This is a genomic window from Parachryseolinea silvisoli (assembly GCF_021190955.1).
GTDB classification, from domain to species: domain Bacteria; phylum Bacteroidota; class Bacteroidia; order Cytophagales; family Cyclobacteriaceae; genus Ohtaekwangia; species Ohtaekwangia silvisoli.
Genome location: NZ_JAIOAO010000005.1, coordinates 336,624 through 350,875 on the forward strand (window position 1 = coordinate 336,624; position 14,252 = coordinate 350,875).

A 14,252-nucleotide genomic window follows, 5' to 3' on the forward strand; every position below is an offset into this window, starting at 1 on the left:
CCAATTAACACAATGGCAAATTTTGAAGGATTTGCAGGCAAGGTCCTGCATTTGGAGGGAGGGTATGTGAATCACCCATTGGACAAAGGCGGCCCGACCAAGTACGGCGTCATACTTTCTGTATGGAAGGAGCACGGGCATGACAAGGATTGCGACGGTGATATTGATGCCGAGGATATAAAACGCCTTAGCGAAGAAGATGCCGCCTACGTTGCGAAGACGGTCTTCTGGGACTACTTCCGGGCCGACTTTATTCTGAATCAATCGGTGGCTGAGTTCATCGTGGATTGGGGCTATAACTCCGGCCGGAAGACAGTGGCAAAGCAGGTACAACGGCTTTTAGGGATTGAGCAGGATGGTATTGTAGGCCCACAGACGCTGACGTCGGTTAACGTTTGCCCACAGGATCATTTCTTTGCCGTTTTAAAGGCGGCGCGCAAGTTATTCATCGAAAAGATAGTAGAGCGCCGTCCGGATCAGCATGTATTTTACAAGGGGTGGATGAACCGGATCAATTCATTTAAGTATCAGGCGTAAAATGTTAGCCCGGATCAAAGCGATATTGCGCGAGCGTGGGTACATTCTGTATACAAAGCCCTATCAGCTCAATATTGTAGGGCTGCGTGGTAAGAGTACGGTGCCCAACAAGTTCAATGATGAGATACACGTTTTTTATCGGACGGATGCCGGAAACTGGAACTATCATGTTTTCAACGCAACGACTGATCCGGGCACATTTTGGTTGAATAACCCTTTATATGAGCAAGGCACGGCAATCCTAGCTACCGGGCAGTATGTGGATGCCTATGCGTTGGGAATGCACCGGGGTTTGTACGAAGCCTTGGTGCAGGTTAAACCTGTTACGATCATTCGCGACTACAACCGGGATTCCGTTTTAGATTTCAATAATGGAGTTCGTCAAACTGGTTTTTTCGGAATTAACGTTCACCGAGCGGAGAGTTCGGGTACAACACAGGCGATTAACAAATACTCAGCTGGCTGCCAGGTATTTCAGACGGCGGACGATTTCGCTACGTTCATTGCTGTTTCCAAGCTTCATATTGATAGGCATGGAAATCTGATTACTTACAGCTTGATTGATTTCAGAGCAATTAACCGGATAACTTTGAAGAGAGTCGTGCAGACAACTACAGTAGCCGTCATTTTCACGTTAAGTTGGATACTTAGAAAGTTTTATAGTATTAATTAGCTCCAGTTTACGGAGTTTGGATGTCTCAAATAGGCATTAATCATTTGCCAACACGGAATTTCTAAATAACCCAATAATAACAGTCTCAAGGCATTCCAATTCTTTTGAGTTCAATGGTCTATCGCGCCGCTTATTTTCTCGGGCAACAAGACTTGCAAATGCCAATCTGAACTCCGGCTGATTTCTAAGTTCCTCGTCGGTCATTTTGTGAATTTCGTCGACGGGTCTCGGCTTGAACTTTTTTGCAATCCCGTCCTTAAAATATTCTATCATAGCAGGGTCTATTATGATATCAACAATTCCTTTCTCAATGCATCGCCTTTGCACTTCATCTTGAATTTCATCAAGTGGTGAAGGGGTGGTTGTTGCGTCACTTTCAAGTTTTTCTACTTCGTCAAAGTATTTTTCAAAGTCCGGGTGCTGCCTATCGCTAAAATTATGAAACTCTGTGTTATATCTAGTCACTAAAATCGTGTTAATAAGGAGTATAAGCCCCAAAATCTGATTTAACTCCTTGTAGGTTCTCGGTAATTTAAAGTCAGCAAGTTCGGTCCACCAAGGAGTGAATACATTTTTTTGATCTCTATTGTAATGGGCAAGGAGGAGATTACGTGCCTTGCGGAGACCTTTGTACTCGTTAATTCCTTTCAGAGCTGGTTTCATACAATATAGCGTATCTTGTAAAAAGATATCTCCTTTCGCTAAACCGTTCAGAATAGTCACTTCGTCAAGAATAGTGCAAATTCTTATATACGAATATTGTATTACGTCGGTAAATACCTGTGACTGCAAAGGGACTTTTAACTCTTTCATGCCTTCAACAGAGAAGAAGAGATGACGGGCCACCATATCGATGTTAAGTATGCATTGCTGAATCTTTTCATTATTGAGATTTTGTGACATATGTGATGCAAGGGGTTGATTGGCTGTAAAGTCATGCTAAGTCGACACAAGAACATAAGCATTTAATAGGCAGGCATCGGCGCAGTTAAGGAAGAAAATCCTGCTTAACTGAAAACTTGGGGCAATACCTTATTCAAGGTTACTCGAGCTTTGTCAATCGTCTTATAATCGTTTGGCTTGATTTCTTCCAAATGTTTGAGAACCGTAAAAAAAGGATTTGCCAATTCCGAAGTTTGGTCGTAGGCGGACTTTGGAGTGTCCAATGGCGTCAACCACTTTCCGTCTGTATATCCGACATATAACCCTGCTTGTTTTTTCGGGTTTGCAGTTTGCCAGAATAGCGCTTGATTTTTAGAAATTGGGCTTATCTTGAAGCTTCGAATGACTCGAAAAAACAGGCGCACAAAGGCGAAAGGATTAATGAGACGGCCTTTTAATTTTCTACGTTCCATCAAAGGATTTAGGATATGAAGTAGATTAATCATATCCTGGGCAAAAGGCTGAATTTTTTCAGCTTCTCCAAGCTTAACTTTGTGGCTAGTAAAAAATAATTCGATAGAACTCGGCAATTTTACTCCGCAAAAGCCTGCCGTTAATGCCATACTTTTGACACATTCCTCCATACCGAGTATCAACAAGGCATTTGCGGTACCATATTTTCCGTTCGCAGCCAATGCTTGGGCCGAATCATAATGACAGAGGGCATTTTTATAAACTAGTTTAGCTCCTTCAAGAAGCAATTTGCGGGGCGCGGTATTAAATTCGGAATCGGTCATACTGTATAATTTACTGCAACAAAACGACCTTCTGCGCAGTCTTTTTGCGCAGTAAGTCAAATATTTAATAAGTTTTCATAAAATACACTGAATTTTAGGAAAACATCTCTCAGTGAGCCATGGACAACAGTACCGTTTACATTATATAGTTAATAGATTGGCATTGTCGTCTGGGACGGACTGAGCGAATCCACTGCCAGCGTATAAACGACGACCTCTAATAGCTAATAATTGGGCTATTGCCCAGTTAAGATAGAGTCGTCTTTGGTTACGGGTCTCGCCCAACGTATAATGTCTGCCTACATAAATTCGCTATCAGACAAATTTAGGCCGGGTTAGAGAACAAAGCTTAAAATTAAATAGATTTCGCTACTTGATCCCTTTTTGTAATTCATATTTTTTTCTATTTTAGAAGGTAACTCCACGTTATTGTCCAAGTAGGATCAAAATGATGTGGCCCAACGTTTCTACTAACTTATACCGTATTGACTTCAGAATATACCGAGCCCTTAGCCTTATCCAGTCAGTTTTATTTTTGCGGTCTACCGGTGAGACTAGACTCGTATTTGGGTTGTCAATTCCAATGCAAATACTGTTATGCACTAAATCGTGGTGGCGTATTTTACTGGAACAAAATAAAACCTGCTGATCCGAATTTTCTCAAAAGAAGATTTCAACATATTGATAGGGTCGACGCATCTACATTGGGTGTTCTGTCACAATTTTTGTATAGAAAAACACCTATCCACTTTGGAGGAATGAGTGACCCTTTTCAGAAAATTGAGGAAAAATATACTGTCAGTAAAAACTACTTGCAAACACTGCAAGAACGCAATTATCCCACTGTAATCAGCACGAGAAGTGATCTAATCGCACGAGACGATTACTTCAGCATATTGAAAAGTTTTGAGAACGTCGTTGTTCAGTTCTCGTTTTCAACGTTAGACGACAAGAAATCAATGCGAATTGAACCGAATTCGCCCAAACCGTCCAAGTTACTTCGAACAATGGAAAAGCTTTCAAAAGCAGGAGTTAAAACAGCCGCTAGATGGCAACCTGTGATTGTGGGCTTTAGCGAAACTCCTGAAATGTTTATCTCAAAGATTTCATCGACAGGTATAAAGCACCTGGGAGTCGAACATCTAAAGATACCATTGAGCGGTTCAAGCAAGAATGCCCCGTGGCCAACCCACGTAGAATCGCTTGGAATGAATTTAAACGAGATATATAAATCAAAGGGGGCATTGCCAGTGGCGCGAGAATTAATATTGCCGGCTGAGGAAAAAATAGGGACCATTCTAAATATCAAAAAAAGACTTAATCGTCTTGATATTACATTTGGATGTGCCGACAACGAGTTTCAATATTTATCGGATACTCAATGTTGTTGTAGCGGAATTGATCAATTTCAGGGTTTCGATAATTGGTATAAATTTCAAATTGGATATGCCATTCGTGAGTCGATCAATAAAAAAACGATCAGGTTTTCTGCTATAAAAAAAGAGTGGCGTCCTACTGGGTCAATTAAGGAGTTCATAAATAGTCATTGTCGAACGGAGAATGAAAATTCAATTTATGAGCACCTATCGAAGCGATGGAATAGCAATGACCCCAGGATGAACCTTGCTTCCTTCTACAATGTATCGGATACTAACAGGGTTGATTCTAGCGGCTACAAGATTTATAAGTGGAACGACTGAAATGGAAAAATATATTTATCTGGCCGGTCCAATAAGCGGTCAAAAAAAAGCGGATGCTGAAGACTGGAGATCTGTTGTGTCGAGCAAAGTAGCTAGCGATATTGTCTGTTTAAGTCCGCTACGTGACCGTACAGATTTTAGTTCAATTTCGCATCACAGAACCCCAGAGTCAACACGTACTGATCTGTTGCATGGAATTCAGATCGTAGCAAGGGACCGGATGGACATCATGAGATGCGATTTGGTATTAGTGAATGTTCTAAATCATGAGAGTATTTCCATAGGAACGGTAGGGGAAATTTTTTGGGCTGATGCTTTTCGAAAGCCGGTAATAATCATAAAAAATATTTCGAGTGTATACAATCATTCGATGTTAGATGCGCTTTGTCAATGGAGGTTTAGTACAATAGAAGAAGGTGTCGATAAGATTAATATACTGCTATCAAATAAGAAGTGAAATCAGATATAAATATTAGCGCATTAACTCCGGTTGAGAAAATAAACGGACTATATTTTAAACGCGATGATCTCTTTCGACCTTTCTCGGGTCTTAAGGTTAACGGCGGAAAACTGCGACAGTGCATACATATTGTCCAATCATCAAAGCCAAATGAAATAGTAACCTATTCTTCAATGAATTCCCCACAGCTTGGCATTGTTTCGGCAGTGGGAAAACACTTTGGAATTCCAGTTAAATATCTAGTGGGTGGAAGTCGTGACACTGAATATTTGCGATTAGCTCGAGGTCAAGGCGCGGAGATTATCAGGCAGAAGCCATATCGTGAGAATTATTTATTTTCGCAAGCTAAAAAGATCTCACTTCCAGGTTCTTTGCTAATCAAAAGTGGTATCATCCAACCGTCGATGCTCGCAGAGCAGATCGACATTACCTCTGAACAGATAATGAACTTGCCTGACGAAATAGATACTATCGTTGTTAGTTGCGGAAGCGGCTTAACCACACTCGGACTTATCAAGGGCATTTCGCGGTACGGGAAAAAAGTCAAAAAAATATGGCTGATCTCTACGGCGCCCGATCGACGAGAATTTATTCAAGATGAAATACGAACCCAAAAAATCAACAGCAACATCCCTAAATTGAATTTCTACTCATTGTACGATAACGGGAACTTTGATTATAATTTAAAAAAAACATTTAGCATAGGGGATATCTGTTTTCACCCGCGATACGAAGCAAAGACCTTTAGCTGGTTTATACAAAACAATAAATTTATTAAGAACAAAACACTATTCTGGATAGTAGGTTCCGAAATTCTATAAATATGCAATTTATAAAAAGGCTAGAGTATTGGATCACTGGAGAACCAAAATGGGCATCTCAACTTCAGGAAATCGAAGATAGGGTTGATCATGAGATCAACACATTACTCACGGATACGGACGATAAATGTTTGGAGAAGGTTTTGACGACTTTAAAAGATCGAAGGTCCGCGCTTCACATTCAACCTGAATTTACTCACCTGATAGTAAGTGTCTGCGGCCAAATTCTTGCATTCGGCTCGGCCGGAGTCGGACTGATGGTTGCATTTGCAAATAAGATTCCGGCTTTTACCCCGTTTTGGAAAAGCATCATTTCGGTTAGCGTTCTTTTTTATCTCGATGTAATGTTAATTGCACTATTCGCCCTTGTTCTTTTCTTTTTACAATCCAGAAGTCGTTATCCTTTTCTTTTTTTAAAAAAATTGGGAAATACGGCACCTTACTTTTATATGGAAACCTTAAAAAGGGAACGGTCAATTACTTTGTGGTGGCCTTTACACACGCCATCTAGTATTTTTGCTTTTAATCGGCTGTATTTAGATGACTTGAAAAATTACGTTGAATATTCGGTTAATGAAACAGAACGAGATAAGCTAAAAATTGAGTTGAGACAAATCTATCTATTGATTAACTACCAGGGTTTTCTAGACCACTATGAAATGCAACTGGGACATGTTTTTTTGTATGGGTTTATTGGTTCCATCGGATCATTGGTATTCTTATACAAGTTCTTTTTATGAAAAATGGATATAGATATTTGCCTTGGCGACTGAAGCTTATTTGGGTTTTGACATCAGTTGCTGTGTTCTTTGTCCTAAATTATTTAATTGCTAGTAAGGTAAGGAATAATGACATGTTCATTTATTCCGAGCAAACCTTGGAGATTCAGCAGAATTCAGACTCTATCGTAAGAATGCAGCTCCGAATTGATTCACTCGATACGGATTACAACACGAAGCGAAATTCATTGGGACGACTTGAATTAACGATAGACTCACTAGCTAAAGCTAGAGCATTTTCAGAGAAAGAACTGCGTAAAATTAAAGATTCAATTGTTTCTAGAAGAAAAATAAAAGCCAACTAATTCTTGAGCTATTTTCTTTTCTTTGCTAGTTCCTCAACTGATTGTAATTGATGCTTACATCTCATGAATGAATGAATGCATACATATTGATGGATTAAAAAACGAAAAATCAAATCGTTAGTATAACATTGAAGACGACTAAAATCAATTAGGTATATTCATTCTTAGATGAGCGAACAAACAATTAATTCCGAGTTCTATTTCCTTCACAATGGAAAATTAACAGCTGAACTTTCAAGAAGGGCTTTTGATAAGTTTTCTAACGAATTTCAATCGGCATTAAAACTTGAAGGTGATTTGCCAATTGTTCTTGACACAAATATCCTTCTAGGATACTATGGAATGTCTCAACTTGAAAAAGGAAAGCTGCTAAAGTTTATAGAAGCCTATTCGAGAAGAATTTATATCACTAAGCAGATAGAGCAAGAATTTTTAAAAAACAGACTCTCCGTAATTAAAAAAGACTTGTTTGAGCCATTAGGTAATATAGCTACAGATTATAAGACACTGCGGAGCAATATTGCAAATCTTTTTAAAAGCTATAGAGATAAGAGAAAAAAGCTACTGTCTCAAGATTATAATTCTTTGTGGGAACAGTATCAACTGATTGAGAAGATGATTTTGGAGAAGTTAAACGATGTCGAATTTCTGCAATCGATTGAACGTCAAGTTGGAAGAACCACTAAAGAGAATATAAATATTTCACTGAATGACGAAATGCTGAACGTTGTCTCCACTCTAAAGCAAATGGATGGTCTCGATGGTGATGAAATTTTGTTTCTTGAGACAGAGTTCGCCAAATTGGTCGCTTTCTATAATGGCGCGAAAGCAAGTACAAGATGGAGATATGCGTTTCCGGGTTGTGGGGACAGAGACGGCGCCTCAGGCGACTTTATAATATTCCACGAGATGATGAAGTTCATGAAAAAGACTTCAAAATCCTGCATTTTTTTAACGAACGATTTCGTAAAAGGCGATTGGTTTCAATTTGACACGAAGCCTCATTTGCATTATGTGGAAAATACGTTTGTGCATACCGACAATGTGATTTTTATAGTACATGCAGAAAGAACGCTAACAAATATTTCTTTCGAAAATATCCACAAAGAGACTTTGGAAATTGTCAGTGCAAAATACGGTACACTGGCAACGGATAAACTTATAGATGTTACAGATTTGTTGGTCAGCAAAATTGCAAATAACAGATTGACGATTCGAGCAAGTAATGATCTAGCTGGCGATCCGGATCCAGGTGTGATAAAGGTCTTGCAGATTTTCTATCGCATCGGACAAGCACAAATACAATTGGCGGTGATAACTGAAGGGGAAACGGTTACGATACCTTATGAGTAGGATTTTAATAAACTTCAATTATGAACGAGCCGAAAAGCCAGTCGACCTATGATCTAGAGGGGCGGCTCAGAGTTTACTTTCCTGCGCTGTTCAATCTGCTTAATGAAAAAAAACTGGATTGGCGGTCGATCACGCGCACTTTTGAAAGAAAAATGGCTGACCACACGAAGCGATATAAAGCGAAGGGCGTACCTGTACTTGTGGAGGTTTCGTTCTATGGATATGTGGTAGCTTATTCAAAGGGGATTAAAGAGGCCGAATCATTCCTTCAGTTTATTAACGATTTGTTTGAGTCATTGAATGGCAGACTGACCGATAAAGAAAAATTGCTTATACGTGACAATATCAATGGCATATTTTCAAATATGGATCTTAAGTTTCTGAACTTCGTTGGCGAACTAGCGGTTTTAAACTACATCAAAGCGAACACGAATTGCGAGCTCGACGCAACAGAATGCCTACTCGATCCACTAAATTCAAAAGGCTCGAGGATTGACTTTCGTTTGGTTGTACCTAGTACCATGCAGGAGCAATTAATGGAAGTCGTGAATATCATGATGCATAAGGCGTCGACTTGGAGTGAAAGTCAAGTTAAAAATCGGATTTACCAGAAGATAACAGAGAAACTTCGTTTGAAGGGACTTAGTAAGGAAAGGAATTTTATGCTTGTTCCTGTGATCTGGGGATCATATGAAGATATCAAAGCTGTAATGTCGCATTACAAAGCAGAGCAGCCGGTTTTTCAAAATACTTCGATCCCGTTTGGATACGTGGCGTTCCGTAACTCGGAAGGTGAAGCACAGCTTTTTTTTGGTCCAATCTCGGCCGTCCTAAAAAAGGTTCAATAATATTGGCTTCCGGGGCGTCACCATATTTTAATCTTCCGATCCCTCAAAAAATGCCGTTTTCTCGAATAACTACCCGGTACAACAGCCCGAATTAATCAACGAATAAACAATACTTTACATGGACTTTTTGCCAGTGTTTGCACTCCGACTGAAAAAGCTTCCAGATGTCTATATCTACAACAAACCACTACCCAAAGAGCTAAAACGAAAATTGGCGCATCTGATCCTGCAGGCAACCGGGCGGTGGATTAGTGGAACTGTAGCTGACGAGCGGGGAAACAAAATCACTACATCGAACAACGAAGCTCTGTTCGATTTTTACCATCCAATCGAAACAAAATTGAGCAAGGAATTCAATACAAAGCGGATCAACTTTTTCCATGATTCATCATCACTTGTCCTCGACTTTTTTACTTCCGAAGAGAAAATAGAGCGATCTCTCACTGTCTTAGAACTGATTCTTCAACAACTTGACACACTTGGGAGGAACGAAGTTTATAGAAAAAATGCAACCAGCATTGAAATATTTCCTGATGAAGCCATTTTAGAATTCAATTTCAGAATGCGTGAGTTTGGTATTGGCTATCAATATGAATCAAGTCAGATGGTTCGAATCGACAGTACCATCTCGCATTCTGAAATAATAGGTCCGGCAATAAATCTACTTTCAAGCAAGCGATTTAGAGGCGCAAACGATGAGTACCTGAGTGCTCATCAACATTATCGCTACAATCGATACAAAGAATGCTTAGTCAATTGTCTGAAGGCATTTGAGAGTACTATTAAAATCGTCTGTGACTCAAAAGGATGGGCCTATGACAAGACTGATCCTGCAAGAAAACTGATAAAAGTACTTGTAAATAATGGGCTTTTCCAAGACTTCTACACTGAACAATTTACATCATTCGAAAGTCTACTCCTTAGTGGAGTGCCAGTAACCAGAAATAAACTGGCCGGCCATGGACAGGGGAGTGAGATAACCGAAGTATCTGAAGCTGTTGCGAAGTATGCGCTAAATCTCACCGCATCCAATATCTTGTTTATCGTAGAAATTTCAAAAACTAGCTGACGCCTGACCACTGAAACAATTTAAGCAAATGGGACCATTGGTTTTCAAAAAAAAGTTCGAAGAAATAAAATGGCGGAAACCGGTTTATATCTGGATGTCCGTCGCATTGGGTCCACCCTTTGTTGGGGGAATTTATGCTTTGTTATTCACTGATCAGTGGCAACCCGGCCTGTTACTAACCATTTTCCTACCCTTTTTTGCGACCTTCATATACAAGTCCGTTCTGAAAATAGAGACGCGAATCAATAGGTGGAAAACCTTTAGAATTGTTATCGAGGATGATTCGATTCATCGCGATTTCAATAACGAACCAAGGAAAACCATTCTCAGGTCAGCGATCCATAGTGTTGTAAACGAGCGTGGACGCGGAGTAAGAATAAACGGAAAGAACAGCGATGGACTCTGGATACCCTCTGACATGGAGGAGTTTAATACGATCCTGTCAACTATTGAGTCCGATCTTAGAGCTAATACCGTCACAGAAACGACCGCCAGCAATGAAACCGTTAGCAGCGTTATCGCTGAAGAGCAGCCGCCCGAGTCATTTCCGGTTTTTATCAAAGTACTTCAGGAAAACTTTACGGGCATCTCGCTTTTCACCACGATTATCATCCTCATTAGCTACATTAAAATCTATTTTTATTTCGGGCTTTATGGCATTAACGTGAATAACTACCTTGATGTCTCTGAAATCATATTAGCATTTGGCCCTACAGTGAAGGAACTATTCATATTGATGTTATTATATATTGGAATCTATCGACTTTTTGAGTTTGTCAAAATTAAAGAGGGACGACCGGAGACTTCCGCGAGAAAACGGTTATCAATCTTTATGATACTCATCATTGTCGGATTCGGAATACTTGCCTACTACAAGATACCCGACCTTATCATGACATTTATCTCTGACATCACGGCGTATGCGACTGGCCTTGTTATCCTTCAGATTGTAACTGTGGGGATTGCCTTTGCTGTGACGCTTTTCGTTGTATCCTTTTTATATATACATGTCATGGCTACTTTTTCCTCGGGACGTTTGGTCACCATGGCATCCACAGGCGCTGCACTCCTGGTATCTTTTCTCTTCGTTATTCTTTATGAAAATCAAATCTCCTACGGACTGAACAACGCAGGTCGACCGAAATATTCGGTGACATTGATGCTAAATAATCAAGAATCCATTATGTCGAGCAATTCGCTAACGTACATCGGGGGGACGGTAAACTATTACTTCTTCCATGATTTCAAAACAAAAGAAAATATAATCGTTCCAAAAAATTCGGTAACCAAGGCAAAACAAACGCAACACCGAATTGGGTTATGACGATTTAGATCAGTAGTTAATTGCCCAGATTACGTTGGTGCGGACTTTGCAATTTGATAAATGTATTGAGATTGGCGCCGTTGACGCCGCCGAACAAGTTCGACAATGAAATACACCTATCTATCGAGCAGATAGCAGCAATGGAATTACCATGTATTCAACACAACGACCGATCCGAGCATTCTGGCTTAACAATCCTTTCTATGAGCGCGTTACTTCGATAACGGACATTTTAGAAAGCCCGTCGCACAGAGCGAAGAAGCGCCAATTTTGCGTTAAACAGGCATTTTCCTAATAATTACCCGGTACAACAGCCTCAAATCTTCTACTAATAGGTTCGAGATTTTGCCGGTCCTCCCCGCATCCAGAATAAAAAAAGCACTGAGAAATCAGTGCTTTTTTTGTTTTGAGCAATCTCATAGCGCCTCACATCCGTACCATTATATGGTAGACACATTACCTCCCTGCATAGAGTACATCCCGTCACCGGGGATCGATTTCAGCCGACCGGCCTGTTAGCCGTGTTAGTGCGAAAATGCTCCCCCTCCCCACCCCGTACGCCGCAGAAATTGCTCCCAGGTTTGGCTATTGGGGTCCACTTTACGGCTCCATAACCAGTCGCGATCCTTGCCAAAATAACCATACTCCACGGCGTACTCTACCATACCCAAAATCTCGTTTACTAACAGTTCGTTTGAACCATAGTGCGGGAAATGATGCAGAAACTCCTGCCGGGTGTAGGCAGGTCTGTACACAGCCTTCTTGCCGGTAACCCGCACAAAGGTATCGACCATTTCCCGCGGTGAAATGATATCGCCAATCACCGGTAACGACTTGCCGGAGTATTTATCCGGGTTCGAGAATATCTCCAAAACCGCCGGGCCGGTGGCGGTGAGCGGATCAACAAAGGGCGCGCGAAAGTCGCCGGGTAAATAAATCGGGAATACAAGTGTATCGCCTTCAACCCGGGGCGTATAAAACTCTGGCAGATTGGTATAAAAAAGCGCCATGTAGACAAACGAACTTGTGACGGGAAGCGTGCGGATGTACTCTTCGATATTGCCCTTATCCGTGAAATGGGGTGCAAACTTCTTTCCTTCTGTAATTTTACCAACGTTTTCCAACCCGCTGAAAATGATGTGGCGAACCCCAGCTTCGACGGCTGCATCTGCCAACTGCTTACCCAACTCGGTCTCGTGCGTTTGCGGCGGGGCAATTCCGGGCGTCATTAAAAAAACGCCGCCGGAACCCCGGAACGCTTCTACAAACTCTTTTTTATATCCTACATCGAGCGGCACGCTCACGAGCTCAGCGCCCTGGGTTGCCAGGCTAAGCGCCGCTGGCGAATCAACGCGCCGGGTAATGCCGCGCACACGATAACGCCCACTCTGTAACAACGTCTGCGCAGTGCTACGGCCCTGTTTGCCCAAAACTCCCACGATGGTAATGAGCGGCTTATCATTTTGTTTCATAACTTCGTTTGCATTTAGATCCGACAATATTCACCTGCTTGTACGGCGAGCCCGGACAACTATAAAAACTATAGTTGCAAAACTATTTTCAGTACCCTACGTTTGCAATAACTATCCAAACCGATAGGTCAAAAAAAAAGCCTCCAGTATGAACACGGAATGCATTAGCGACCACGTAAAACTGAAAGGAAGGATTTATCCCTGCACGATTAGCCTTACCATGGATTTGGTGGGAGGAAAATGGAAAGCTGTCATTCTTTACCATTTGAAAGACGAGGCAAAACGGTACAATGAACTTCGCAAAGAAATGACCTCTGTAACCGAAATGACCTTGAGCTTGCAGTTAAAGCAATTAGAGAAAGACGGACTGGTGGCGCGAAAAGTCTATGGAAGAAAGCCACCCATTAAAGTTGTTTATAGTCTGACGGAGTTTGGTAAGACGTTTGTCCCCGTTTTGGAGGCGATCACGGCATGGGGCAATCAGGTTGTACTGGATAAAGGTGAACTAGTCTCTGTTGGAAAGCACAAACTTTAAACGTATAGGGCGCACAACACGCGTCCTCCAGCGAGGATATACAACACAACCGTATTACATGGTCTGCAGCTTCTCCAGCACGTCAATAATCGCGGCGATCAGGTTTTGGTCCACGTTACCTTCGCCGCCCCCGGAAGAAATTACGCGAAACTCACCGTTATCATCTCGTTCAAATTCCAACTCACTGTCATTTACCGTGATGTAAAATTTGTAAACGTAGGTAAAGGCGGCCAACCGGCCCTTTAGCAACAACTCCTCACCCTTGTAGGTTACGGGCAACTCGAAATAATCTTCCATATTCTGACTAATTATCCAATTCTTATCCAAGAAGCTACTTTTTTACCATTTGGTAAATGAATCACTCATTTTAAACCCTATTTTTCAGGATGAAAGCGCTTACCGATATTCCTATCGGGAATGCCAGCTCATTGCTATGCTCGCTGCTAATACATAAGCAGCTTCCTTCAAACCATTACTCCACACGGCCTTTAAATGAACTGTTTTTTTTGTTAATCACCCGATACAACAACTTCAAATCCTCCACCAAAATGTTCGATATTTTGCCGGTCCTCTCCGCATAAAGAAAGCCTGCAAATTTTAACAGCTTGCAGGCTTTTTTGTGGGTAGTGGAATGGACATCGAACCCAGTCTAGCATCAGTTGACGTAAATAATTGGTAATCTTCAGTTTGCTGTCAA

Annotated in this window: 16 protein-coding genes; 12 read left to right on the top strand and 4 right to left on the bottom strand. The window is 41.2% G+C overall.

What is annotated here, in order from left to right:
• Positions 1-12 precede the first annotated feature (12 nt).
• Entirely contained in the window at positions 13-537 is a 525-nt protein-coding gene (locus K7P01_RS26680; protein WP_267297651.1) for a glycoside hydrolase family 108 protein, read from the top strand.
• Position 538: 1 nt separating this feature from the next.
• On the top strand, positions 539-1,210 hold the full coding sequence (locus tag K7P01_RS26685) for a hypothetical protein (protein WP_267297652.1): 672 nt from the start codon (positions 539-541) through the stop codon (positions 1,208-1,210).
• A gap of 36 nt (positions 1,211-1,246) precedes the next feature.
• Here K7P01_RS26685 and K7P01_RS26690 read toward each other — a convergent pair whose 3' ends face one another.
• On the bottom strand, positions 1,247-2,113 hold the full coding sequence (locus K7P01_RS26690) for a hypothetical protein (protein WP_267297653.1): 867 nt from the start codon (positions 2,111-2,113) through the stop codon (positions 1,247-1,249).
• A gap of 104 nt (positions 2,114-2,217) precedes the next feature.
• Entirely contained in the window at positions 2,218-2,889 is a 672-nt protein-coding gene (locus K7P01_RS26695; protein WP_267297654.1) for an AbiV family abortive infection protein, read from the bottom strand.
• Between the two features lie 548 nt (positions 2,890-3,437).
• Here K7P01_RS26695 and K7P01_RS26700 point away from each other — a divergent pair.
• From K7P01_RS26700 to K7P01_RS26740, 9 genes are all read left to right on the top strand, one after another.
• A complete protein-coding gene (locus tag K7P01_RS26700; RefSeq protein WP_397311145.1) occupies positions 3,438-4,589 on the top strand; it encodes a radical SAM protein in 1,152 nt (383 codons plus the stop codon).
• A gap of 1 nt (position 4,590) precedes the next feature.
• Positions 4,591-5,046, top strand: a complete 456-nt coding sequence (locus K7P01_RS26705) for a nucleoside 2-deoxyribosyltransferase (RefSeq protein WP_267297656.1) — start codon at positions 4,591-4,593, stop codon at positions 5,044-5,046.
• A complete protein-coding gene (locus K7P01_RS26710; protein WP_267297657.1) occupies positions 5,043-5,870 on the top strand; it encodes a PLP-dependent lyase/thiolase in 828 nt (275 codons plus the stop codon). The genes K7P01_RS26705 and K7P01_RS26710 overlap by 4 nt, the downstream gene beginning before the upstream one ends.
• Positions 5,871-5,872: 2 nt before the next feature.
• Positions 5,873-6,610 carry a hypothetical protein gene (locus tag K7P01_RS26715; RefSeq protein ID WP_267297658.1) on the top strand — a complete coding sequence of 246 codons (738 nt, stop codon included), beginning with the start codon at positions 5,873-5,875 and terminating at the stop codon, positions 6,608-6,610.
• Positions 6,607-6,954 carry a hypothetical protein gene (locus K7P01_RS26720; protein ID WP_267297659.1) on the top strand — a complete coding sequence of 116 codons (348 nt, stop codon included), beginning with the start codon at positions 6,607-6,609 and terminating at the stop codon, positions 6,952-6,954. Before K7P01_RS26715 ends, K7P01_RS26720 begins: the two co-directional genes overlap by 4 nt.
• A gap of 168 nt (positions 6,955-7,122) precedes the next feature.
• Entirely contained in the window at positions 7,123-8,307 is a 1,185-nt protein-coding gene (locus tag K7P01_RS26725; RefSeq protein ID WP_267297660.1) for a PIN-like domain-containing protein, read from the top strand.
• A 20-nt stretch (positions 8,308-8,327) separates the two neighbouring features.
• Positions 8,328-9,155, top strand: coding sequence for a hypothetical protein (locus K7P01_RS26730; protein ID WP_267297661.1), 828 nt, complete (start codon positions 8,328-8,330; stop codon positions 9,153-9,155).
• Positions 9,156-9,273: 118 nt separating this feature from the next.
• The gene (locus K7P01_RS26735) at positions 9,274-10,224 is read left to right on the top strand and encodes an STM4504/CBY_0614 family protein (protein ID WP_267297662.1); all 951 of its coding nucleotides are present in this window, start codon (positions 9,274-9,276) and stop codon (positions 10,222-10,224) included.
• A 28-nt stretch (positions 10,225-10,252) separates the two neighbouring features.
• Complete coding sequence (locus K7P01_RS26740) at positions 10,253-11,548, top strand: hypothetical protein (RefSeq protein ID WP_267297663.1); 1,296 nt, start codon at positions 10,253-10,255, stop codon at positions 11,546-11,548.
• A 524-nt stretch (positions 11,549-12,072) separates the two neighbouring features.
• Here the strand turns inward: K7P01_RS26740 and K7P01_RS26745 are convergent.
• Positions 12,073-13,020 carry an NmrA/HSCARG family protein gene (locus K7P01_RS26745; RefSeq protein WP_267297664.1) on the bottom strand — a complete coding sequence of 316 codons (948 nt, stop codon included), beginning with the start codon at positions 13,018-13,020 and terminating at the stop codon, positions 12,073-12,075.
• Positions 13,021-13,168: 148 nt separating this feature from the next.
• On the opposite strand from K7P01_RS26745, the gene K7P01_RS26750 reads away from it, so the two are divergent.
• Positions 13,169-13,555 carry a winged helix-turn-helix transcriptional regulator gene (locus tag K7P01_RS26750; RefSeq protein ID WP_317987636.1) on the top strand — a complete coding sequence of 129 codons (387 nt, stop codon included), beginning with the start codon at positions 13,169-13,171 and terminating at the stop codon, positions 13,553-13,555.
• A 54-nt stretch (positions 13,556-13,609) separates the two neighbouring features.
• Here the strand turns inward: K7P01_RS26750 and K7P01_RS26755 are convergent, their stop codons facing one another.
• Entirely contained in the window at positions 13,610-13,852 is a 243-nt protein-coding gene (locus K7P01_RS26755; RefSeq protein ID WP_267297665.1) for a hypothetical protein, read from the bottom strand.
• Positions 13,853-14,252: the final 400 nt, after the last annotated feature.